At 72.2% G+C, this 22,477-nt stretch carries 21 protein-coding genes; 5 read left to right on the forward strand and 16 right to left on the reverse strand.

What is annotated here, in order from left to right; translation table 11 throughout:
* The first annotated feature begins 2 nt into the window (after nt 1-2).
* Nucleotides 3-821 carry a PaaX family transcriptional regulator gene (locus JS521_RS07780; RefSeq protein ID WP_205081992.1) on the forward strand — a complete coding sequence of 273 codons (819 nt, stop codon included), beginning with the start codon at nt 3-5 and terminating at the stop codon, nt 819-821.
* 39 nt (nt 822-860) lie between these two features.
* On the opposite strand, the gene JS521_RS07785 is transcribed toward JS521_RS07780, so the two are convergent.
* Nucleotides 861-1,439 (reverse strand): DM13 domain-containing protein, encoded by a 579-nt coding sequence (locus JS521_RS07785; RefSeq protein WP_205081993.1) that lies wholly within the window; start codon nt 1,437-1,439, stop codon nt 861-863.
* A gap of 194 nt (nt 1,440-1,633) precedes the next feature.
* Between JS521_RS07785 and JS521_RS07790 the strand changes: the two genes are divergently transcribed.
* Complete coding sequence (locus tag JS521_RS07790; RefSeq protein WP_205081994.1) at nt 1,634-2,089, forward strand: hypothetical protein; 456 nt, start codon at nt 1,634-1,636, stop codon at nt 2,087-2,089.
* Here JS521_RS07790 and JS521_RS07795 read toward each other — a convergent pair.
* Entirely contained in the window at nt 2,076-4,367 is a 2,292-nt protein-coding gene (locus JS521_RS07795; RefSeq protein ID WP_205081995.1) for a bifunctional salicylyl-CoA 5-hydroxylase/oxidoreductase, read from the reverse strand. The genes JS521_RS07790 and JS521_RS07795 overlap by 14 nt on opposite strands.
* Before the next feature lie 2 nt (nt 4,368-4,369).
* The gene (locus tag JS521_RS07800; protein ID WP_205081996.1) at nt 4,370-5,197 is read right to left on the reverse strand and encodes an enoyl-CoA hydratase family protein; all 828 of its coding nucleotides are present in this window, start codon (nt 5,195-5,197) and stop codon (nt 4,370-4,372) included.
* Between the two features lie 288 nt (nt 5,198-5,485).
* Between JS521_RS07800 and JS521_RS07805 the strand changes: the two genes are divergently transcribed.
* Complete coding sequence (locus JS521_RS07805; RefSeq protein WP_097867015.1) at nt 5,486-5,935, forward strand: ATP-binding protein; 450 nt, start codon at nt 5,486-5,488, stop codon at nt 5,933-5,935.
* On the opposite strand, the gene JS521_RS07810 is transcribed toward JS521_RS07805, so the two are convergent.
* The 11 genes from JS521_RS07810 to JS521_RS07860 form a co-directional block, all read right to left on the reverse strand.
* Nucleotides 5,886-7,373, reverse strand: a complete 1,488-nt coding sequence (locus tag JS521_RS07810; protein WP_205081997.1) for an amino acid permease — start codon at nt 7,371-7,373, stop codon at nt 5,886-5,888. The two genes, JS521_RS07805 and JS521_RS07810, sit on opposite strands and share 50 nt — an antisense overlap.
* 241 nt (nt 7,374-7,614) lie before the next feature.
* The gene (argF, locus tag JS521_RS07815) at nt 7,615-8,619 is read right to left on the reverse strand and encodes an ornithine carbamoyltransferase (protein WP_205081998.1); all 1,005 of its coding nucleotides are present in this window, start codon (nt 8,617-8,619) and stop codon (nt 7,615-7,617) included.
* Nucleotides 8,620-8,733: 114 nt separating this feature from the next.
* Nucleotides 8,734-9,969 (reverse strand): arginine deiminase, encoded by a 1,236-nt coding sequence (locus tag JS521_RS07820; RefSeq protein WP_205081999.1) that lies wholly within the window; start codon nt 9,967-9,969, stop codon nt 8,734-8,736.
* Between the two features lie 88 nt (nt 9,970-10,057).
* Nucleotides 10,058-12,643, reverse strand: a complete 2,586-nt coding sequence (locus JS521_RS07825) for a polynucleotide kinase-phosphatase (RefSeq protein ID WP_205082000.1) — start codon at nt 12,641-12,643, stop codon at nt 10,058-10,060.
* A complete protein-coding gene (locus JS521_RS07830; RefSeq protein WP_205082001.1) occupies nt 12,640-14,127 on the reverse strand; it encodes a 3' terminal RNA ribose 2'-O-methyltransferase Hen1 in 1,488 nt (495 codons plus the stop codon). Before JS521_RS07830 ends, JS521_RS07825 begins: the two co-directional genes overlap by 4 nt.
* 59 nt (nt 14,128-14,186) lie before the next feature.
* A complete protein-coding gene (gene mmuM / locus JS521_RS07835) occupies nt 14,187-15,167 on the reverse strand; it encodes a homocysteine S-methyltransferase (RefSeq protein WP_205082010.1) in 981 nt (326 codons plus the stop codon).
* Nucleotides 15,168-15,227: 60 nt separating this feature from the next.
* Complete coding sequence (locus JS521_RS07840; protein ID WP_205082002.1) at nt 15,228-16,151, reverse strand: LLM class F420-dependent oxidoreductase; 924 nt, start codon at nt 16,149-16,151, stop codon at nt 15,228-15,230.
* A gap of 89 nt (nt 16,152-16,240) precedes the next feature.
* Nucleotides 16,241-16,741 carry a DUF6099 family protein gene (locus JS521_RS07845; protein ID WP_205082003.1) on the reverse strand — a complete coding sequence of 167 codons (501 nt, stop codon included), beginning with the start codon at nt 16,739-16,741 and terminating at the stop codon, nt 16,241-16,243.
* 124 nt (nt 16,742-16,865) lie between these two features.
* On the reverse strand, nt 16,866-17,225 hold the full coding sequence (locus JS521_RS07850; protein WP_205082004.1) for a nucleotide pyrophosphohydrolase: 360 nt from the start codon (nt 17,223-17,225) through the stop codon (nt 16,866-16,868).
* A 135-nt stretch (nt 17,226-17,360) separates the two neighbouring features.
* Nucleotides 17,361-17,765 (reverse strand): cell division protein SepF, encoded by a 405-nt coding sequence (locus JS521_RS07855; protein WP_006128240.1) that lies wholly within the window; start codon nt 17,763-17,765, stop codon nt 17,361-17,363.
* Nucleotides 17,766-17,931: 166 nt separating this feature from the next.
* Nucleotides 17,932-18,729, reverse strand: coding sequence for a DeoR/GlpR family DNA-binding transcription regulator (locus JS521_RS07860; RefSeq protein WP_205082005.1), 798 nt, complete (start codon nt 18,727-18,729; stop codon nt 17,932-17,934).
* Between the two features lie 257 nt (nt 18,730-18,986).
* Here JS521_RS07860 and JS521_RS07865 point away from each other — a divergent pair, with 257 nt between their 5' ends.
* Both JS521_RS07865 and JS521_RS07870 read left to right on the forward strand, forming a co-directional pair.
* Nucleotides 18,987-19,886 (forward strand): SIS domain-containing protein, encoded by a 900-nt coding sequence (locus JS521_RS07865; protein WP_205082006.1) that lies wholly within the window; start codon nt 18,987-18,989, stop codon nt 19,884-19,886.
* 14 nt (nt 19,887-19,900) lie between these two features.
* Nucleotides 19,901-20,593, forward strand: a complete 693-nt coding sequence (locus JS521_RS07870; protein ID WP_205082007.1) for a DedA family protein — start codon at nt 19,901-19,903, stop codon at nt 20,591-20,593.
* A 133-nt stretch (nt 20,594-20,726) separates the two neighbouring features.
* Here JS521_RS07870 and JS521_RS07875 read toward each other — a convergent pair whose 3' ends face one another.
* Together JS521_RS07875 and JS521_RS07880 are read right to left on the reverse strand one after the other, a co-directional pair.
* Entirely contained in the window at nt 20,727-21,305 is a 579-nt protein-coding gene (locus tag JS521_RS07875) for a hypothetical protein (protein WP_205082008.1), read from the reverse strand.
* A gap of 115 nt (nt 21,306-21,420) precedes the next feature.
* Nucleotides 21,421-22,477: FecCD family ABC transporter permease (locus JS521_RS07880; protein WP_372448565.1), on the reverse strand; the 1,057-nt coding region annotated here is incomplete at its 5' end.

Here is a 22,477-nt window from a genome sequence, read left to right on the forward strand (position 1 = left end):
ACGTGGCCGAGTTGCGCACCCCCCGTTCCCTGATCATCACGCTCTACGGCGCGTACGGCCGTCCGGCGGACGGCTCGCCGTTCGCGGTGTCGGAGCTGATCCGCCTGCTGCACGCCGTGGGCGTCGACGCCCCGTCCGTACGCTCCTGCGTCTCGCGGCTGAAGCGGCGCGGGCTGCTGGTGGCCGCCCGGGCCGGGGACGGCTCGGCGGGGTACGCACTGTCGCCCGACGCCCGGCAGCTGCTGGACGACGGGGACCGGCGGATCTACCGGCACCCCGCGCCGAGCCTCGCCGACGGCTGGGTGCTCGCGGTGTTCTCGGTACCCGAGGCGGAGCGCAGCAAGCGTCATGTGCTGCGCTCCCGGCTGGCCCGCCTCGGCTTCGGCACGGCGGCCCCCGGGGTGTGGATCGCGCCGGCCGGGCTGTACGAGGAGACCCGGCACACCCTTCAGCGGCTCGAACTCGCCCCGTACGTCGACCTGTTCCGCGGCGAGCACCTCGGCTTCGCCGCCACCCGCGAGGCGGTGGCCCGCTGGTGGGACCTGGACACGGTGGCGCGGCTGCACCACGACTTCCTGGAGCTGCACGAGCCGGTGCTGCGGGACTGGGAGGCGTCCGGAGCCGACGGCCCGCCCCGCCCGCAGACCGCCTACCGGGACTATCTGCTGGCGCTGGACTCGTGGCGGCAACTCCCCTACGCGGACCCGGGACTTCCCGCGGAGCTGCTGCCCGCGGACTGGCCGGGCGGCCGGTCGGCGGAGGTGTTCGGTCGGCTGCACGAGCGGCTGCGGGACTCCGGGGAGCTCTTCGTACGGGAGTGAGGCAGCCCGGCACGCAGAAGGGACGGACACGTCGGGTTGTCAGACGCGGCCCAGCTCGGCAGCGCCGAAGGAGACGTCGAACCGGTCGCACCAGATGCTGATGCTCGTGAAGGCCGCCGGGTCGAGGCCCGCGGGCAGCCGGTAGTTGTGGGATCCCTTGTTGCCCTTCAGCCTGCCGAGGCTCTCGTGGCGACCGTCGTCGAAGACGAACCAGCCCGCCCGCCCCTCCTTCACCGGTGCGTCGGTCAGCCAGACCCTGAGATCCGGGCCGTTGCTGGTGTCGAGGTCCTCCAGCCGCACGATGTGCGAGCCGTCGGCGAGCCGCAGCAGCTTCACGGTGCCGGACGTGGCGTGCTCGTGACTGATGAGGTTGCCGGAGGCCACCGTCACCGGCGCCGCCCGGTCGGGGCCGGGAGCCTGTTGCGGCGTCGCCGCCCGGCTCGCGGAGGTGTCGGCGGACTCCGCGGCCGTCGCCTCGGGCAGGGCCTCCCGCACGGTCTCGTCCTGCCACAGCTTCCAGGGCTGGAACCAGCAGAGCCCCACGCCCACCAGCACCACGGCCACTGCCAGGGCCCCCGCCACCATCGGCCGCGTCAGAGTTCCGCGCACCCGTCCCATTCCGGTTCCTCCACTACATCGGCTCGCCGGATACACTCCCTCCGGTCCGGAGCACCATCCAATCCGACCGACCCCACCCGCGGCGACCGCTCCCGGATGACGAGAGTCTTACGGCATCACCGCCGCCGGACGCCGGGGAGCGGGTTCTTCGTGCGCGGGACAGCGCTCTGGGCGCGGGGGATACGGAGGGACACATGACTGCGGAGTCCGTGACGCCGCAGCCCGTGACGCCCGAGCTGCTGTGGCTCGTCGCCGCCAACGTGGTGCGGTGGCGGCGGTACGGGGACGGCGGGCAGAAGTTGCGGCCGGGGACGAAGTCGTACCGGGGCGGGGCGAAGGTGTACGTCGTCGACACCTACCCGGGCATGGGGCATGAGCAGGTGACCACCATCGGGCGGGCCCGCACCGGCCGTTGGATCACCGTCGACACGGGCTCGCGCCATCTGCACACCTTCCGGGCCAAGCAGGTGTTCGCGCCGGCCGTGCTGCGGCGGGCCGACTCGATCGCGGTGCGCCCGCAGACCCGGGAGGAGGCCCAGGAGCTGGCCGCGCTGCTGGAGCGGCTCGCCGCCACGTACCGCGAGACCCACCACGGCGCACCCCACCCCACGCCGTGCCTCTGCCACACGTGTCTGGTCACCCCAGGGTGAGCCGGGGTTTCGGGGCGTCCGTACGGCCGGTGGGCGGGGTGCGGCTGCCCGCGTCGTACGGGAGGGGCCAGGGCGCGCCCGGTCCGGTGTAGCCCTGTTCGGCCGCCGCGTGGAGGGTCCAGTGCGGGTCGTACAGGTGGGGGCGGGCCAGGGCGCAGAGGTCGGCGCGGCCCGCGAGGAGAAGGGAGTTGACGTCGTCCCAGGAGGAGATCGCGCCGACCGCGATGACGGGGACGTCCACGGAGTTGCGGATCCGGTCGGCGTACGGGGTCTGGTACGAGCGGCCGTATTCGGGGCGCTCCTCGGGCACGACCTGGCCGGTCGAGACGTCGACGGCGTCGGCCCCGTGCTCGGCGAAGGCGCGGGCGATCGTGACGGCGTCCTCGGCGTCGGTGCCGCCATCGGCCCAGTCGGTTGCGGAGATCCGCACGGTCATCGGCCGTTCCTCCGGCCATACTTCGCGCACGGCGTCGAAGACTTCGAGGGGGAAGCGGAGGCGGCCCTGCAGGGTTCCGCCGTAGGCGTCGGTGCGACGGTTGGTGAGCGGGGAGAGGAAGCCGGAGAGCAAGTAGCCGTGGGCACAGTGCAGTTCGAGGAGGTCGAAGCCGCTGCTCGCGGCGCGCCGGGCGGCCGCCACGAACTGCTCGCGCACGGCGTCGAGTCCGGCCCGGTCCAGCTCGGCGGGGACCTGACTGACGCCGGGGGCGTACGGGAGCGGGGAGGCAGCTGCCAGGGGCCAGTTGCCGCTGTCCAGGGGCTGGTCGATGCCCTCCCACATGAGCTTGGTGGAGCCCTTGCGGCCGGAGTGGCCGAGCTGGACGCCGATGGCAGCGCCGGGGGCGGAGGTGTGGACGAAGTCGGTGATCCGCCGCCAGGCCGCCGCCTGTTCGTCGTTCCACAGGCCCGTGCAGCCGGGGGTGATGCGGCCCTCGGGGCTGACGCAGACCATCTCGGTCATGGTGAGTCCGGCGCCGCCGAGCGCGCGGGCCCCGAGGTGGACGAGGTGGAAGTCGCCGGGGAGCCCGTCGGTGGCGGAGTACATGTCCATCGGGGAGACGACGACGCGGTTGCGCAGCTCCAGGCCGCGCAGCCGGAACGGGGTGAACATCGGCGGGGTGCCGGGCGGGCAGCCGAACTCCTCCTCGACGGCGGCGGTGAACGAGGCGTCGCGCAGCCGGAGGTTGTCGTGGGTGACCCGGCGGCTGCGGGTGAGCAGGTTGAACGCGAAGCGCCGGGGCGGCTGGTCGACGTAGTGGGCCAGCTCCTCGAACCAGCGCAGACTGGCCGCGGCCGCCCGCTGGGTCGAGGCGACGACCGGGCGGCGCTCGGCCTCGTACGCCGTCAACGCGGACGGCAGGTCGGGCTGTTCCTCGACACAGGCGGCGAGCGCGAGGGCGTCCTCGACGGCGAGCTTGGTGCCGGAGCCGATGGAGAAGTGGGCGGTGTGGGCCGCGTCACCGATGAGCACGGTGTTGCCGTGGGACCAGCGGGAGTTGGTGACCGTACGGAAGGCGAGCCAGGAGGACCGGTTGCCGCGCAGGGGGCGGCCGTCCAGGGCCTCGGTGAAGAACTTGGCGCAACGGGCGGTGGATTCGGCCGGGTCACAGGTGTCGAGCCCCGCGGCGCGCCACACCTCCTCGCGCATCTCGACGATGACGGTGGAGGCGTCGGCGGCGTACGGGTAGCCGTGCAACTGCATGACGCCGTAGGGCGTTTCGGCGACCTCGAAGCGGAAGGCGTCGAGCGCGAAGTCGGCGGCGAGCCAGATGTAGCGGTTGCGGTGTTCGGTGACGCTCGGGCCGAAGGCGTCGGCGTGCGCGGCGCGGGTGGCGCTGTGCACCCCGTCGGCGGCGATGACCAGGTCGTGGTGGGCGGCCAGCTCGGCGGCGGGCGGGGCCGGGGTGCGGAAGCGGAGGTCGACGCCGAGGGCGGCGCAGCGCTCGTGCAGGATCTCCAGGAGTCGGCGGCGGCCGAGGGCGGCGAAGCCGTGTCCGCCGGAGGTGTGGGTGCGGCCGCGGTGGGCGATGTCGATGGTGTCCCAGCGGACGAATTCGCGGCCGAGGGCGCGGTACACCTCGGGGTCGGCGTGTTCGATGCCGCCGAGGGTCTCGTCGGAGAGGACGACGCCGAAGCCGAAGGTGTCGTCGGGGGCGTTGCGCTCGAAGACGGTGACCTCGCGGTCGGGGTCGAGGCGCTTGAGGAGCGCCGCGGCGTAGAGCCCGCCGGGGCCGCCGCCGATGACCGCGATGCGCCGCACGGCTGTGCTCTCGCGGGTCATGGCTACCGCCCCTGCCACTTCGGGGGCCGCTTCTCGGTGAAGGCGGCGTGGAACTCGGCGTAGTCCTCGCCGTGCATCAGGAGGGCCTGGGTGTTGGCGTCGAGCTCGACGGAGGCGGCCAGCGGCATGTCCAGCTCGGCGGTGAGCAAGGCCTTGGTCTGGGCGAGGGCGAGGGCGGGTCCGTCGGCGAGGCGGCGGGCCAGCTCGGCGGCGCGCTCGTCGGCCTTCCCCTCCTCGGTCAGCTCGCTGATCAGGCCGATCCGCTCCGCCTCGGGGGCGCGGACGGCGTCGCCGAGCATCAGGAGCCGGGTGGCGTGGCCGAGGCCGACGACCCGGGGCAGCAGATAGGCCGCGCCCATGTCGCCGCCGGAGAGGCCGACCCGGGTGAAGAGGAAGGCGAAGCGGGCCGCGGGGTCGGCGATCCGGAAGTCGGCTGCGAGGGCCAGCACGGCTCCGGCGCCCGCCGCGACGCCGTGGACGGCGGCGACGACGGGGAAAGGGCACTCCCGCAGGGCCCGGACGACCTGTCCGGTCATCCGGTTGAAGTCGAGGAGCTGCGCGGTGTCCATGGCCAGGGTGGCACCGATGATCTCGTCGACGTCGCCGCCGGAGCAGAAGCCGCGCCCCTCCCCGGCGAGGACGAGGGCGCGGACGGAGCGTTCGCGGGAGAGCTCGGCGAGGAGGTCGCGCAGATCGGCATAGGCGCCGAAGGTGAGCGCGTTGAGTTTCTCGGGGCGGGAGAATGTGACGGTTGCCACACCGCCGTCCCGGGTCAGCCGGAGATGACGCCATTCCTCGGTGCTCGGGGCCGAGCTGGGAAACGGGCTCATGGAGGGATCCCCTTCAGCGATCGGGCTGGTGCCGGCCGTGCGCGGGTCGCGTTCCGCCTCGAAGTTATCACTCCTGCGTGACTGCCGTCACGAGGTCGCAATACCGCATCCATGAGACTGTTGTGGCGAAAGTCCCCTTTGCTCCGGCCGACCGCCTCTATGGCTGGGCCGGAGCGGTTCGTAAGGTTGAAACCGGGAAGTCCCGACACGCGAACACGAGAAGACGTGAACCCGAGAAGTCGAGACCTCCCGCTTCGAGGAACAACCGCTCCCGAACGGAACCCTGCCGTGCCGCCCGATGTCCCCGTCCCCGCCTCCTGGCGCATCGCCCTGCCGCACTCCACCGCGGCCGTGCCGATCGCCCGCGCTCTCATCCGTACGGCGCTGTCGGACATCGACGCCCCGGCCGACAGCGACACCGCCGAACTGCTGACCGCCGAACTGGTGGCCAACGCGGTCGAGCACACGCTGGGCGGTGAGCCCATCGAGCTGGTCGTGGAGCTGCTGCCGACCGGCTGCCAGGTCGAGGTGCACGACCGCGACCCCGCTCCGCCGGGCGACCTGTCCCGGCCGCAGCCGGGCTGTGAGGTCGATCCCTGGCAGGAGCACGGCCGCGGCCTGCTGCTCATCCGGACCCTCAGCTCCGCGTGCGGTCACCGCACCACGGAGCACGGCAAGGCCGTCTGGTTCACGCTTCCGGCGATACCGGCCCAGCCGGGTCCGTCCCCGGGGAGCTGACCAGCCGGGAGCGCTTGCGCCCGTAACCGGCGTACAGCAGGGAGCCGACGGCCAGGAAGACCGCGAACTGGACCCAGGTCGTCCAGCCGGTCCCGTACATCAGATACAGGCAGAAGGCGACGCCCAGCAGCGGGCTGACCGGGTAGAGCGGCACCCGGAAGGTCCGCTTCAGCTCGGGATTGCGGCGTCGGAGCACCACCACCGCGACATTGACGGCGACCATCGTGGCGAGCGTGCCGATGGTCGTCAGGTTCACGACGACGTCGAGCGAGACGAAAGCGGCCGGGACCGCGAAGACGCTGGCGACGATCCAGGTGTTGGCGACCGGGGTGTGGGTCTTGGGCGAGACCCGTTCGAAGACGCGCGGAATCAGTCCGTCACGGGACATCGACATCAGGATGCGGGTCTGCCCGTACATCACGGCGAGCACCACCGAGGCGATGGCGACGACCGCGCCGAAGGCGATGATGCCGCCGCCGACCGAGGAGTCGGTGACCTCGTTGACGGCGATCGAGAGAGCGGCGCTCTTGTTCGCGACGGCGTCCGAGCCGATCGCGCCGATGGCCGAGAGCGCCACCGCGCAGTAGAGCAGGGTGACGACGCCGATGCAGATCAGGATGGCGATCGGGATGTTCCGCCGGGGGTTCTTGACCTCTTCGCCGGCGGTGGTGATGGCGTCGAAGCCGATGTAGGAGAAGAACGCGAGCGACGCGCCCGCCGTGATCCCGCCGAGCCCGTGGGTGGCGAACGGCATGAGGTTGTCGTCCCGGAACGCGCTGAACGCCACGGCGCAGAACGCGACGAGGATGCCGATCTTGAGGACCGCCATCGCGGCGGTGGCGGTGGCGCTCTCCCGGACACCGCGCACCAGCAGGGTGGCGGCCATGGCGATCACGACGACGGCGGGCAGGTTGACCACACCGCCGTCACCGGGCCCGGAGGACAGGGCGGCGGGCAGTTCCCAGCCGAACAGGCTGTTCAGCAGCTCGTTGACGTACTGGCTCCAGCCCACCGCGACGGCGGAGACCGAGACGCCGTACTCCAGCAGCAGGCACCAGCCGACGAGGAAGGCGGTGCGCTCGCCGAGCGCCGCGTACGCGAAGGAGTACGAGCTTCCGGAGACCGGGATGGCGCTGCCCAGCTCCGCGAAGGACAGGGCGGTGAAGATGCAGGTGATCGCCGCGAGGACGAACGAGATCACGACGGCCGGGCCGGCCTCGGCGACGCTGTCGGAGAGCCCGACGAAGATGCCGGTGCCGACGATCGCGCCGACCCCGAAGCAGACGAGCTGGAAGAGGCCCATCGTGCGCTTGAGGCCGTGGCCCTCCAGGTCGCCGCCGGATTCGGCGATGAGCTGGTCGGGGCTCTTGCGGCGCAGGTCCCGCTGGGGGAGGCCGGGGGGCTTCGGGGTGCCGGATCGCGGCAGACCGGTGCTCATGCGGGACGTTCTCATCTCTGGTGGTGCAGTGGGGGGACGGCCCGTGCGCGGCGGCACAGGTATGGGGTTCGACCCTGCGGGGGTCTCCCCGGGTCCGAACCCCACCAAGAGCCGACATCGTAGCCACGACCGCGCATGTTAACCCAATCGGGTGTATGAGCATGCGAACCCCTGCCCCGTATGCGTACCGGATCCTCACCGGGTGTCCGTGTGGGCGTGCGGGCGTCCGTGCGGGCCGGGGCTACTTCCCGGCCAGCGTCGCCACCAGCACGGCCTTGATCGTGTGCATCCGGTTCTCCGCCTGGTCGAAGACGACGGAGTGCGGCGACTCGAAGACCTCGTCGCTGACCTCCAGCTCGGTCAGCCCGTACCGGGCGTGGATGTCCCGGCCGACCTGGGTGCCGAGGTCGTGGAAGGCCGGAAGGCAGTGCAGGAACTTCACGTCCGGGTTGCCGGTGGCCCGCAGGACGTCCATGGTCACGGCGTAGGGCCCGAGAGCGGCGATGCGCTCGGCCCACACCTCCTTGGGCTCCCCCATGGAGACCCAGACGTCGGTGGCGACGAAGTCGGCGCCCCGCACGCCCTCGGCCACGTCGCCGGTGAGGGTGATCGTCGCGCCGCTGACCTCGGCGAGCTTCCGGGCCCGCGCCACGACGGCCTCGTCCGGCCGGTACGCCTCGGGGGCGACGATCCTGACGTCCAGACCGAGCAGGGCGCCGGTGATCAGGTAGGAGTTGCCCATGTTGAAGCGGGCGTCGCCGAGGTAGGCGAAGGCCGCCCCGGCGAGGCCGCCGGCGCGGCACTCGGTCATGGTGAGGACGTCGGCCAGCATCTGGGTGGGGTGCCAGTCGTCGGTGAGCCCGTTGAAGACCGGCACCCCGCCGTACGCGGCCAGCTCCTCGACGGCCTGCTGGCTGTCGCCCCGGTACTCGATCCCGTCGAACATCCGGCCCAGCACCCGGGCGGTGTCCCGCACCGACTCCTTGTGACCCATCTGGGAGCCCGCGGGGTCGAGGTAGGTGGTGAAGGCGCCCTGGTCGGCGGCGGCGACCTCGAACGCGCAGCGCGTACGGGTCGAGGTCTTCTCGAAGATCAGCGCGATGTTCTTCCCGCGCAGCCGCTGGACCTCGGCCCCGGCCTTCTTGGCCGCCTTGAGCTCGGCGGCCAGCGCGACCAGGCCGAGGAACTCCTCGGAGGTGAAGTCCAGCTCCTTGAGGAAGTGGCGGCCGGTGAGGTCTATGGCCATGATGACTGCTCCTGGGTCTGGCGGGGATCGGCGCACTGCGCGCGGCAGAGCTGGAAGTCTATACGATCGACCGCATCTCTATACAGGGCCGGGGGCTCCCGATCAGCCGGCCTGTCATGCGACGGGATCCCGCTCCACCGGGCAGCTCATACAGCGCGGCCCGCCCCGCCCCCGGCCCAGCTCGCTGCCCCGGATCTCGATCACCTCGATGCCCTGCTTGCGCAGATAGGTGTTGGTCGTCGCGTTCCGCTCGTACGCGACGACGACGCCGGGCTCGACCGCGAGCACGTTGCAGCCGTCGTCCCACTGCTCGCGCTCGGCCGCGTGCACGTCCTGGGTGGCGGTGAGCACCCGGATGGAGTCGAGGCCGAGGGCGGCGGCGATGGCACGGTGCATGTGCTCGGGCGGATGGTCGGTGACCTTCAGTTCGCGGGGGCCGCTGCCGGGCTCGATGGTGTACGAGCGGAGCATGCCCAGACCGGCGTACTGGGTGAAGGTGTCGCCGTCGACCATCGTCATCACCGTGTCCAGGTGCATGAACGCGCGGGCCTTGGGCATGTCGAGCGCAACGATCGTGCGCGCCGAACCGGCGTCGAAGAGGCCCCGGGCCAGCATCTCCACCGCCTGCGGCGTGGTGCGCTCGCTCATGCCGATCAGGACCGCCCCCTGCCCGATGACCAGGACGTCACCGCCCTCGATGGTGGAGGGGTAGTCGTCCTGCCCCTCCGACCAGTGGTGGAAGACGCCCGCCTCCGGGCCGGTGAAGAGCGGATGGTGCCGGTAGATGGCCTCGAAGTGGACGGTCTCGCGCTGCCGGGCGGGCCAGCGCATCGCGTTGATGGAGACCCCGTCGTAGATCCAGGCCGAGGTGTCCCGGGTGAAGAGGTGGTTGGGCAGCGGGCCGAGGACGAAGTCGTCCAGGTCCATCACGTGGAAGCGGACGGAGGTCGGCTCGCTGTGCCGCGCCAGGAACTCCCGCTTGGTCATGCCGCCGACCAGTGCTTCCGCGAGCTCCTGGGAGGACAACTCCTCGAAGGCGGCCCGCAGATGCTCGGTGGCGAGCGGCCCGTACTCCTTCTCGTCGAAGACCCGGTCGAGCACGAGGCGCCGGGCGACCGGGATGTCGAGGGACTCGCGCAGGAGGTCGCCGAAGAGGTGGACGGCGACCCCCCGGTCGCGCAGGACGTCGGCGAATCCGTCGTGCTCCTCCCGGGCGCGGCGCACCCACAGGACGTCGTCGAACAGGAGCGCGTCCTTGTTCCTGGGGGTGAGCCGCTTCAGCTCCAGATCGGGGCGGTGGAGTATGACGCGGCGCAGCCGCCCGGCTTCGGAGTCGACATGGAATCCCATGTCTCCATCCTCACCGCGCGGAGCGCCGTTCACCCGGCGAATCGCCTACCGGTTGGACCCGGCCAGGATCCACCGGACGCCCCCTGGCTCAGAGCCGGGGGTCCACCGGCTCCGACTCCAGGGCCAGGACGGCGAACACCGCCTCGTGGACCCGCCACAGCGGCTCGCCCTCCGCCAGCCGGTCCAGCGCCTCCAGGCCGAGTGCGTACTCCCGCAGCGCGAGCGAGCGCTTGTGGCCGAGGAACCGGGAGCGCAGGCGCTCCAGATTCTCCGGGCGGGTGTACTCGGGGCCGTAGATGATGCGGAGATACTCCCGGCCGCGCACCTTGATGCCGGGCTGGACGAGGCGGCCCTTGGCGTCCCGGACAAGGGCACCGAGAGGCTTGACGACCATGCCCTCGCCGCCGCGCCCGGTCATCTCCAGCCACCAGTCGACGCCCGCGCGGACCGATGCCTCGTCGCCGGTGTCGACGACGAGCCGGCGGGTGACCTGGAGCAGCCCGGTCGGGTCGTGCTCGACCAGCCGGTCGAGCCAGGCGAGCTGCTCGTCGTGCGGGACGGCGGCAAGGGAGCGGCCCTGGACGGCGAGGATCTGGAACGGGGCGAGCCGCACCCCTTCCAGGCCCTCGGTGGGCCAGCAGTAGCGCCGGTACGCCTCGGTGAACGCCGCGGCGTCCTGCGCACGGGCCCGCTGGTGCCCGGCGAGGCCCGCCGCCTCGACCCCCCGGGCGGCCGCCTGCTCCAGGGCGGCGACGGCCGGCGGGAAGACCGCGCCGGACGCGGCGCCGACGGCGGCGTACTGCGACCGCAGCAGCCCGCCGGCCTTCAGCGACCACGGCATCAGCTCGGCGTCCAGGAGCACCCAGTCGGTGTCCCACTCCGCCCAGAGCCCGGCGGCGGTGACGGCGCTGCGGAGCCGGGCCAGGATCTCCTCGGTCATGGCCGGGTCGTCCAGGAAGGGGCGGCCGGTGCGGGTGTACAGCGCGCCGGTGGGGCCCGCCGTGCCGAACCGCGCGGTCGCCGCGTCCGCGTCCCTGCAGACCAGGGCGACGGCCCGGGAGCCCATGTGCTTCTCCTCGCAGACGACTCGCTCGACGCCGTCCGCCGCGTACTGCGCGAACGCCTCGGCCGGGTGCTCCAGGAAGCCGTCCTCGCGGGAGGTGGCGGTGGGGGCCATGGTGGGCGGCAGGTAGGCGAGGAGCTGCGGGTCGACGGCGAACCGGCTCATGACTTCGAGCGCGGCGGCGGCGTTCTCCTCGCGCACGGCGACGCGCCCCGTGTGCCGGGTCTCCACGACCCGGCGGCCCTGGACGTCGGCGATGTCCAGCGGCCGGCCCTCCCGGCCTCCCGGCGCCTCGGTCACCAGCGGCTTGACCGGCTCGTACCAGACCTTCTCGGCGGGTACGTCGACGAGTTCGCGCTCCGGCCAGCGCAGCGCGGTCATCTTCCCGCCGAAGACGGCGCCGGTGTCCAGGCAGATGGTGTTGTTGATCCAGGAGGTGGTGGGGACGGGGGTGTGGCCGTAGACCACGGTGGCGCGGCCCCGGTACTCCTCGGCCCACGGGTAGCGCACGGGCAGGCCGAACTCGTCGGTCTCCCCTGTCGTGTCCCCGTACAGCGCGTGCGAGCGGACCCGGCCGGAGGTCCGGCCGTGGTACTTCTCGGGCAGCCCCGCGTGACAGACCACCAGCTTGCCCTCGTCCAGGACGTAGTGGCTGACGAGGGAGTCGATGAACTCCCGCACCTGGCCCCGGAACTCGGGGTGCTCGGCGTCCTCGCGCTCCAGCTGCTCGACGGTCTCGGCGAGCCCGTGGGTGAGCTGGACCTTGCGGCCCGCGAGATAGCGGCCGAGCTTGTTCTCGTGGTTGCCGGGGACGCACAGGGCGTGGCCCGACGCCACCATGGACATCACGCGGCGGAGCACACCGGGGCTGTCGGGGCCCCGGTCGACGAGGTCGCCGACGAACACGGCGGTGCGCCCGTCGGGGTGGGCGCCGTCCACGTAACCGAGCGTGCCGAGCAGGGTCTCCAGTTCGGAGCTGCAGCCGTGGATGTCGCCGATGATGTCGAACGGCCCGGTGAGGTGGCGCAGGTCGTTGTAGCGGCGCTCCAGGACCACTTCGGCGCGCTCGGCCTCCTCCTCGGTGCGCAGGACGTGCACCTTGCGGAAGCCCTCGCGCTCCAGGCCGCGCAGCGAGCGCCGCAGCTCGCGGCGGTGCCGCTGGATGACGTGGCGGGGCATGGAGGCGCGGTCCGGGCGGGCGGCGTTGCGGGCGGCGCAGACCTCCTCGGGGAGGTCGAGGACGATGGCGATGGGCAGGACATCGTGCTTCCTGGCCAACTGGACGAGCTGCTTGCGGCTCTCGGGCTGGACGCTGGTGGCGTCGACGACGGTGAGCCGCCCGGCCTCCAGGCGCTTGCCCGCGATGTAGTGCAGCACGTCGAAGGCGTCGCGGCTGGCGCTCTGGTCGTTCTCGTCGTCGGCGACCAGGCCCCGGCAGACGTCCGAGGAGATGATCTCGGTCGGCTTGAAGTGCTTGCGGGCGAAGGTGGACTTGCCCGATCCGCTGGCGCCGATCAGGACGACGAGGGAGAGGTCGGTCACCGGCAGGGTGCGTGCGGGGGTCGGGGCGGCAGCGGTCTCCGCGCCGGTGGAGCTGTGGTCGCTGTTCATGCGGCTTCCGCCTCCTTCGTCTTCTCGGTGCTCGCGCTGTTCTCCGTGCCCCGGGTGAACACGGCCATCTGGGTCGGCGGCCCCACCTCCGGGTCGTCCGGCCCGACCGGCACGTACCGGACGGTGTATCCGTGCCGTTCGGCGACCTGCCCGGCCCACTCCCGGAATTCGGCCCGGGTCCACTCGAAGCGGTGGTCCCCGTGCCGGGCGTGCCCGGCCGGGAGGGTCTCCCAGCGGACGTTGTACTCGACGTTCGGCGTGGTCACGACCACCGTCCCGGGGCGTGCGGCGCCGAACACCGCGTACTCCAGGGCGGGCAGCCGGGGCAGGTCCAGGTGCTCGACGACCTCGCTGAGCACGGCTGCGTCGTACCCCGTCAGCCGCTTGTCGGTGTAGGTCAGCGAACCCTGCCGCAGGGTGACCCGGTCGGCCTGGCGCTCCCCCATCCGGTCCAGCTTCAGCCGCCGCGAGGCGATGGTGAGGGCGCGCATCGAGACGTCGACGCCCACGATCTCGGTGAAGCGGACGTCCTTGAGGAGCGCCTGCACCAACTGGCCCTGCCCGCATCCGAGGTCGAGCACCCGGGTCGCCCCGGCGGCGCGCAGCGCGTCGAGGATCGCGGTGCGCCGGTGTTCGGCGAGCGGGACCGGCTTCTCCTCGGTGTCGGTGCTCTCGTCCACCGCGTTGTCGACACTGTCCACGTCGAGGTCGTCCGACTCGGCGAGCCGGACCAGCTCCAGGGCCTGGTCGGCCTGGCGCGTGAGCCCCCAGCGGTGGGACAGATAGCGCCGGGTGATCAGCGGCCGCTCGGGGTGGTCGGCCAGCCAGCCCTCCCCGGCCCGCAGCAGCTTGTCCACCTCGTCGGGCGCGACCCAGTAGTGTTTCGCGTCATCGAGCACCGGCAGCAGGACGTAGAGCTGCCGCAGCGCGTCGGCGAGCCGCAACTCGCCCTCCAGCACCAGCCGTACGTAGCGCGAGTCGCCCCACGCGGGGAACTGCTCGTCCAGCGGTACGGCCGTGGCCTCGACCCGCTCCCAGCCGAGCGGCGCGAACAGCTTGTGCACCAGCTCGACACCGCCCCGGGCGGGCAGGGCGGGCACCTCGATCCGCAGCGGCAGCGGGCTCTCGGCCCGCTCGGGCATGGCCCGGCAGACCCCGCCGAGCGCGGACTTGAACACGGCGGCGAGGGCGACCGACAACAGCGAGGACGCCGCGTAGGGGCGGTCGTTGACGTACTGCGCGAGCGCCGCGTCGGGCGCGCCTCCCCGGCCCTTGCCCTTGCCGCGCCGCACCAGCGCCACCGGATCCACCTCCAGGAGGAGTGCGGCCGTGCAGCGCTCGGCGGGCGCCTCGGGGTAGAAGACGTGCGCGGAGCCGTGCGAGGTGGAGAACGCCTGCGCCTTGTCGGGGTGCTTGTGCAGCAGGAAGCCCAGATCAGTGGCGGGACGCTCTTGGGTGCCGGTCGTACCGATCGTCATGAACACCTGTCCGAGTATGGTCGTCGCCCCCTGCCCCCACCAGGCATTTTCGCCCCGCCTGTCTACTACTCCTCCAGCCTCTCCGGCTCTTCCCGTTCCCCCGGCTCTTCCTGTTCTCCCGGCTCCTCCGACACCTCCAGTCGACCGGCCAGCTCGGCTATGAGGTCAGGTCCCACCCGGCAGCAGCCACCGACGAGCCGGGCCCCGGCCCGCGTCCAGGCCCGCACCCTGCCCGGGTCGAAGGTGCTGCGCCCGGTCCACCCCCGCGCCCCGGCGTCCCAGCCCTCGCCGCTGTTCGGATAGACCACGGCGGGCCTGCCCGTGGCCGCCACCGCCTGCTCGACGGCCTCCTGCGCGTCCTCCGGATCGCAGCAGTTGACCCCGACCGCGACGACGGACTCCCGCCCGGCCGCCACCGCGAACGCCTCCTCCAACGGCTGGCCGGCCCGGGTCCGGCCACCGGCCACGCTGTACGAGAGCCAGTACGGCAGTCCGGTCTCCTCGGCCACCCGGACCAGGGCCTCGGCCTCGTCCAGGTCCGGCACGGTCTCCAGCGCCAGGGCGTCGGGCCCGGCCGCCGCGAGTGCCGCCACCCGGGGGCGGTGGAAACGCTCCAACACCCGGACGCTCAGCCCGTAACGTCCCCGGTACTCGCTGCCGTCCGCGAGCATCGCCCCGTACGGTCCGACCGAGGCGGCGACCCAGGTCTCCCGCCCGGGGCCGGCCCGGCACGCCGCATCGGCGGCGCCCCGGGCCAGCTCCACGCTGCGGGCGAGCAGGGTCTCGGTCCCGGCCCGGTCGAACCCGTACCGCCCGAACCCCTCGAACGTCGCCTGATAGCCGGCCGTGATGAGCACCCGCGCCCCGGCCCGGAGGTAGGCAAGGTGGGCGGCCTCGATCTGTTCCGGCGCGTCGGCCAGCAGCCGGGCCGACCACAACGCGTCGGACAGGTCGCAGCCCTGCGCCTCCAGCTGGTTGGAGAGCCCGCCGTCCAGCAGGACGGGCCCGGCGTCCAGCGCGTCGGCGAGCGTGCCTCCGGTCCTCACGGCCACCTCCGCCTCCTCGGGTCAGGTCGGACAGGTCAGGTCAGGTCAGGTCAGGTCAGGTCAGGTCAGTTGGGACTGGATCTGCGAGGAGATCAGTTCCAGATGGTCCAGGTCGTCCAGGTCGAGGATCTGGAGGTAGACCCTCGACGAGCCGATCGCCCCGTAGCGGCCGATCTTGTCGACCACCTCGGCGGGCGAGCCAGCTAGCCCGTTCGCCTTGAGCTCCTCCACATCCCGGCCAATGGCCGCCGCGCGCCGGGCGACCTCGGCGTCGTCCTTGCCCGTGCAGACGATCAGCGCGTTGGAGTACACGAGGTCGTCCGGCGAGCGCCCGTGCGCCTGTGCGGCGGCCCGGACCCGGCCGAACTGCTTCTCGCTGTCCTCCAGCGAGGCGAACGGGATGTTGAACTCGTCCGCGTACTGCGCGGCGAGGCGCGGGGTGCGCGTCGCCCCGTGGCCGCCGATCAGGACGGGCACCTTGGCCTGGGCAGGCTTGGGCAGCGCGGGCGAGTCGGTGAGCTGGTAGTAGGTGCCGTCATAGCTGAAGGTCTTGCCGACCTCCGTCGCCCACAGACCGGTGACGATCGCGAGCTGCTCCTCCAGGCGGCCGAACTTCTCCTTCGGGAACGGGATGCCGTAGGCCTTGTGCTCCTCCTCGAACCAACCTGCCCCCAGGCCCAGTTCGACCCGGCCGCCGGACATCTGGTCGACCTGGGCCACCTGGATGGCCAGCACTCCCGGAAGCCGGAACGTGCCGGCGGTCATCAGCGTGCCGAGCCGGATCCGCCGGGTCTCGCGCGCCAGTCCGGCCAGGGTGATCCAGGCGTCCGTCGGCCCGGGCAGACCGTCGCCGGAACCCATGCGGAGATAGTGGTCGGAGCGGTAGAAGGCGTCGAAGCCCAGGTCCTCGGTGGCCTTGGCGACGGTGAGCAAGGTGTCGTAGTCGGCCCCCTGCTGGGGCTCGGTGAAGATGCGAAGATCCATGCCTCCATCCTGCCCCTCCGGCCCCCGGTCCTCCTCACCATCCCGGCCGGTCTCCCCCGCTTCTCCCCCCTCGGACCTGTCGTCTCCGCTCAAGGCCCCGCCGCCGAGGGTGCGGGGCCGCGTATGCCTCCGTACGGGCCGTCGCGCTCCCTCTCCCGCTCCGCCAACCGTCTCAGCATCCCGTGCACGCGGTCCAGCGACTCGTCCGCCGCGTCCATGGCCTCGATGCACTGCCAGTACATCCCGTCCTCCCCCGTGTCGCAGGCCACCCCGACCAGCGCGATCCCGGCCTCGCCCAGCAGCAGCGCGAGCCCGGCCAGGGTCGGGCGCACATCGGCGATCCCGGACAACTGGGCCGCCCTGGCCCCGCCGGAGAGCACTGCCGGGTGGTCCAGCGCCGCACATCCGGCGCCGATCTCCCCGAGCGCCCGCGCCTCGCTCCGTAATTCCACCGGCCCGCACAGCGCCAGCCGACTGCCGACCGCCCGGGCGAGCGCCTGCGCCTGCCAGGCCTCTGCCATGACATCCGGCGCGCCCCGGCTGCCCGCCAGAGCCCGCCGCCCCGCCTCGATGAGTCGCTCCGCTTCCATCTATCTCCCCCGTCCGTACGAAAACCCGCTCACCTCATTCATTACCCACAGTGAGGTAGACAGCACCGTAAGGCCAGAGGAAATCGGAAATCTGTGGACAGGAAGTCGAATGTGGATATCTCGATCACTCCGAAGAGTGACGATCGTGGGGTTCGGGAGCGCTCGGCAGGGGGAAGCGCTTCTCGTTCCGCTCCAACTTGGCCGCCAGCGCCGCCGTCGGGTCGATGCCCAACGCCTCGCAGAACTGCAGGAGATAGGCGAGCACGTCCGCCACCTCGTCGGCGACCCGGTGGGCGGATTCGGGGTTCGCCATGATCCCGGCCGACTGTTCGGGCGTCAGCCACTGGAAGATCTCCAGGAGTTCGGAGGCCTCGACGCTGAGCGCGGCCGCCAGGTTCTTCGGGGTGTGGTACTGCCCCCAGTCCCGTGCCGCCGCGAACGCGGCCAGCCGGCGCTGGAGTTCTGCCACATCGATGTCTGTCACGGCCCCAGGTCTATCACCGGCCACCGACAGTGCCTTCCCGCACGGACTCCCGCACGGCTCCCGCACACCGTGGGCTCCTGGCGGAGGCCGGGGCAGCGGTCCGAAACCGGCTGCCGCCGCCCCGTCTGCCGCTTCCTACGACTGGGCGAGGCCCGCGGGCGTGACTCCCTCGACCTCCATGCCGACCGGCGCGAGCAGGAAGACATTGCGGTCGACGCGGTGCATGCCGCTGCCGAGGCCGAAGACGACACCACTGCTGAAGTCGAGGATCCGCTTCGCCACGTCCGTTTCCGCCGCCGTCAGGTCGAGCAGCACCGGAACCTGGGCGACGAGATACTCGGCGACCTCGCGGGCGTCCGCGAAGACCTGCACCCGCAGCACGACGAGGCGGCGCTGTTCGGCGGCGCGCTCGTCCGGGACGGTGCGGTGGTCGATCCGGGACGGCCACTCGTCGCGGCCGCGCAGGGGTACGACCTGCGCGAGCCCCTCCCACTGTTCGTCGGTGGCGTCGTATCTGTCATACCTGTCGTACCTGCTCACCGGTTCACCCCGTCGTCGAGCCGGTCGGACGGGCACCGGCTGCACTCACTGTTCATCGGGCAATCCTCCACTCCCTCACCCGTTCGGCGTACCAGCGACACGGCGAAGTCCGCCTCCGTGTCGCATCCGATACCCGGCGGGCACCGGTTCATGACGGCCGGACCGGTCAGACCGTGATGACCTGGACCCCCGCCTCGCCGAACCGGTCCCTCGCCTCCGCCCCGATGTGGGAGTCGGTGACCAGGACGTCGACGAGGCCCAGGTCGCAGACCCGGGCGAAGGCCCGCTTGCCGATCTTCGAGGAGTCGGCCGCCACCACCACCCGCTGGGCCCGTTCCGCGAGCAGCCGGTTGACGCTCGCCTCGCCCTCGTGGTGGACGTACGCGCCGCGTTCGATGTCGATGGCGTTCACCCCGAGAACGGCGACGTCCAGCGTGATCTCGTTCATCACGCCCACGGCGAGCGGACCCGTCAGTTCGTACGACTGGGGCCGCGCGACCCCGCCCGTCACGACCATCTTGATCTGCGGCCGGATCGCCAGCTCGCTCGCGATGTTGAGGGCGTTGGTCACCACGGTCAGCGTCGGTTGCCCTCCCGCCACCGCCGTCTCGCCGACGATGTCCGGGCGCATCGCGAGCGCCCTGGCCACTTCGGTCACCGTCGTCCCGCCGGTCAGGCCGACCACCTCGCCGACAGCGACGAGGCCGGACACCGCGCGGCCGATGGCCTGCTTCTCCGGCGCGTGCCGGCCCGTCTTGTAGCGGAGCGCCAGTTCGTAGGAGACGCCGTGCGCGACCGCGCCGCCCCTGGTGCGGGTGAGCAGGTGCTGTTCGGCCAGTTGGTCCAGGTCGCGGCGGATCGTGGCGGCCGAGACGTCGAGCGTCGTCGCCGCCTCCTCGACGTCCACCCTGCCGTGCTTGCCGACCAGTTCCAGCAGCGCGTCCCACCGGGCGTCCCTGGACAAGAGCGTCTCCTCACCGTCAGGCGCGGGCACCGCGTTTCGCGGGAACGCGGTCGCCGGTGGCCGGACCGCCGCAAGCGTCGCACAGGGCCCGCCGGGAGCCCTTCACCCACCTGCACCTTGCTTGTTTTTGCTCGATAACTGCATGTAACGTGCAGAATCCTACATGCGGGTGGAGCGGCCTCGATCAGCCCGGCTCGGCCCCGTTCCCGTGGTCCACCCCGTTGCCGTGGTCCCCCTCGTTCCCGTGGAGTGCAGACGTGTCGTATGCCGAGACCGAGACAGCCAGTCAGCCCGCATGCTGGCGGCGCGCCGCCGCCCTGGCCGGTGGCCCCGAGGCCGCCGTCCTGCCCGTCGCGGGCGAGCGGATCGCGGTCGTCGGCTGCGGCACCTCCTTCTACATGGCGCAGGCCTACGCCGGGCTCCGCGAGGGTTCCGGCCAGGGCGAGTCTGACGCCTTCGCCGCCTCGGAGTTCCCCTCCGGGCGCGGCTACGACCGGGTCGTCGCGCTGACCCGCTCGGGCACCACGACCGAGGTGCTGGAGCTGCTGACCCGGCTGCGCGGCACCACGCGCACGGTGGCCGTCACGGCGGATCCGGATACTCCGGTCAGGGCGGTGGCCGACGATCTCGTCGTCCTGGACTTCGCCGACGAACGGTCCGTCGTCCAGACCCGCTTCGCCACGACCGCCCTCACCCTGCTGCGGGCCCACCTCGGCCTGCACACGGACCAGGTGGTCGCGGACGCGGAGACCGCTCTCGCCGAGCCGCTGCCCGGCGGGCTGCTGGACAGCACCCAGTTCTCGTTCCTCGGCCGGGGGTGGACGGTCGGCTTGGCCCACGAGGCGGCGCTGAAGATGAAGGAGGCGTCGCTGTCCTGGACGGAGTCGTATCCGGCGATGGAGTACCGCCACGGGCCCATCAGCATCTCCACCACGGGCACCACGACCTGGATGTTCGGCGGGGCTCCCGAGGGTCTGCCGGAGCAGGTGCGCGCGACGGGCGCCCAGTGGGTGAACGGCTCCCTCGACCCGCTGGCCGATCTCGTACGCGTACAGCGCCTCGCACTCACCCGTGCGGCCGCGCGGGGGCTCGACCCGGATCTGCCGCGGCACCTGAGCCGCTCGGTGGTTCTCGACGGGGCCCGGGACAAGGCCTGAGAGACCATGGAGGCATGCACCTGACCCTGTCGGCAGCCCGGGAAGCCCAGCAGTTGTCGGCCGCCTCCGAGCCGCAGGGGGGCATCGCCGGCTGGGCCGCCGGGCTGGTCGAGACGTTCGGCGGGCCGGGCGCGGGTGCGGCCATCGCCCTGGAGAACGTGTTCCCGCCGCTGCCCAGCGAGGTCATCCTGCCGCTGACCGGGTTCGCCGCCTCGCAGGGCGTGCTCAGCATCGCCTCGGCACTGTTCTGGACGACGCTCGGCTCGGTCGTGGGGGCGGGGGTCCTGTACGGGATCGGGGCCGTGTTCGGCCGGGAGCGGATGCACGCGTGGTGGGCGAAGCTGCCGCTGGTCAAGGCCTCCGACCTGGAGCGGACGGAGGCGTGGTTCGCCCGGCACGGCACCAAGGCGGTTCTGCTGGGCCGGATGGTGCCGGTGTTCCGGAGCCTGATCTCGGTGCCCGCGGGTGTGGAGCGCATGCCGCTGCCGGTGTTCGTGGCGCTGACGGCGGCGGGCAGCCTGGCGTGGAACACCGTGCTGGTGATGGCCGGATACTGGCTCGGCGACCAGTGGAACGTCGTCGGGGCGTACGTCGGTGTCGTGTCCAAGGTCGTGGCCGCGCTGGCCGTCGTCGCCTTGGCCGTCTACGTCACGATGCGCATCCGGGGCCGTAGGCGCGAGGAGCCCCGCCGGCGCGAAGAACCCTGACAGCCCGGGGAACCCTGCCGACGCGGGGCAGCGCGGCACGGCACGGCCGGACGCGCCGCCCGAACAGCCTGAACCGCCCGAGCCGACCGGTCGGACGAGACACCCCTCCCGGGGGTGTCTCGCGCACGACTGCTCAGGACTCCTCGAAGTAGGCGTCCAGGACCTTGTCCAGCTCGGCCGGCCACCCCTTGAGCTCGCTGCGGCTCTCCGCCTCGACCTCGGCGTTGAACCAGCGGCGGGTCGACAGGTGGACGGTCACCGTGAACCTGCGGCCGAAGCGGGCGGGGGTGGTCTCCACCGCACCGATCTCGTCCCAGCCGAACTCGGCCTCCTGGTCGTCCAGCCGGAAGCGGACGCCTTCCCGGGCCACCCGGATCGAACCGCGCCGGTCGCTGACCTCGAAGACGGGGCCCTCCCCGGCCTCGGCATCGGCATCGGCACCCGACTCGGTGCCGTCCTCGGCCGTCGCGGCCTCGTCCACCGCTTCCGGTTCCGGGTCGGCGTCGCCCTCCTCAGCCGCCGGTTCGCGCGCGTCGTCGCGGATCTCCTCCGCCTCCGGACCGGCATCCGACCCCGGACCGACCTCCGACTCCGCTTCCGGTTCGGGCTTCCGGGTACCGACGGGCGCCGCCAGTCCGGGCAGGGGGATGAACGCCGGGTCGGTGCCTGCGGCGAACTCGGGCTTCTTGTTCGAATCTATGCTCTGCTCCACGGCGGGCAGTATGGTCGACGAACCTGTACGTGACCAGTCGCCACCGCTCCGGCGCGGCCCCGGGCATCGAGCCGGCCGCGGAGCGCCCCGCCTGGCCGCCCCGCCTGACCACCCCTCAGAGCACGCCCTTGCGCCACTCCCGTACCAACAGGTAGCCGAGGTACGCGCCGCCGATCGCCATGGTGTAGATCCCGACCGGCAGATCGTCGAAGAGCGCCAGTTGCTGCGAGCAGAGGTCCGCGAGCACCAGCAGCAGGCCGCCGGTCAGGCCGGAGAGCAGCAGGTGCGGACCGGAGCCGCGAGTGAGGCGCTTGGCGATCTGGGGCGCGGTCAGGGCGATGAAGGCGATCGGTCCGGAGACGCTGACGGCGGCGGCGGACAGGGCGATGGCCAGGACCACGGCCAGCGTCTTGGCCTTCTTCGGCTCGGATCCGAGCCCCTCGGCGATGTCGTCGCCCATCTCGCCGATGTCGAGCCGCCGGGAGATCAGCGCGGTCAGCGGGGCGGCGGCGAGCAGGACCAGCCACACGGTGGTGGCGTCGGTCCAGGAGCGGGCCGTCAGGCTGCCGTTGACGTAGGCGGTGAGAACGGAGGCCTTGTCGCGTTCCAGGGCGTAGACGACGTACTGGGTGACGGCCGCACCCATCGCGGCGACCCCGATGCCGGCGATGACGAGCCGGGCGGGGTTGCGGAAGCCGGTGCCGGTGGAGACGTACACGAGGGCCATCGCGAGGATCGCGCCGATGAGCGCGCCGACGGGTACGGGGACCGTGTCGGGGAACATCAGCGCGCAGAACGCGGCGCCCGCGCCCGCTCCGGCGGAGAGCCCGATGACGTCCGGGCTGCCCAGCGGGTTGCGAGTGACGGACTGGAACAGCGCGCCGGACAGGCCGAGCGCCGCGCCGACGCCGATGGCGACGGTGAGGCGGGGGCCGCGCAGCCGGTTGAAGACGAACCGGTCCTTGCCCTCGGCGTCCCCGACGAGCGCGGCGGGCAGGTCGGCGAGGTCGATGCCGAGGCGTCCCCAGGCCAGCGTCGCGACGGCGGCCGCGAGGAGCAGGACGAAGAGCCCGACGCCCGCGAGGACGGAGGCCCGGCGCACGGGTATCGCCACGGCGCTGCCAACGGTCAGATAGCCGCGAGGGGCCTTGCGGGCGGGGGCGGTCCGGGCG

This window comes from Streptomyces durocortorensis (assembly GCF_016901035.1).
GTDB lineage: Bacteria > Actinomycetota > Actinomycetes > Streptomycetales > Streptomycetaceae > Streptomyces > Streptomyces durocortorensis.